Origin of the sequence: Aeromonas sp. HMWF017, assembly GCF_003061465.1 — a bacterium.
GTDB lineage: Bacteria > Pseudomonadota > Gammaproteobacteria > Enterobacterales > Aeromonadaceae > Aeromonas > Aeromonas veronii.
The window spans coordinates 61,864-62,120 of the sequence record NZ_QAJD01000151.1; the positions used below are offsets into that span (position 1 = coordinate 61,864).

Below are 257 nucleotides of genomic sequence, written 5' to 3' on the forward strand. Positions count from 1 at the left end.
GCGCCATCGAGAGCCAGGGCAGCTGCGACAACGAAGTGGAATAAGGGCTAATCCCTTCATCCTGTTCTTCATTGCGGTGCGCCGGGTTGTGAGACCCGGCGCCTTCGGGTAGGCTAGCCCCCCTTTTTTATTCAGGAGTCTGGCGCCCATGTTTATCGGATTTGATTACGGCACCTCCAACTGTGCCGTGGCCGTGATGGAACAAGGTAGCCCCAGGCTGCTGAATCTTGGCGCATCCCGCTATCTCCCCTCCACCC

The 257-nt window shown here is 58.8% G+C and carries 1 protein-coding gene; it reads left to right on the forward strand.

Translation table 11 applies throughout. The features are described 5' to 3' along the window. Positions 1-148 precede the first annotated feature (148 nt). On the forward strand, positions 149-257 hold a 109-nt coding region (locus DBR30_RS22370; RefSeq protein WP_146181388.1), incomplete at its 3' end, for an Hsp70 family protein.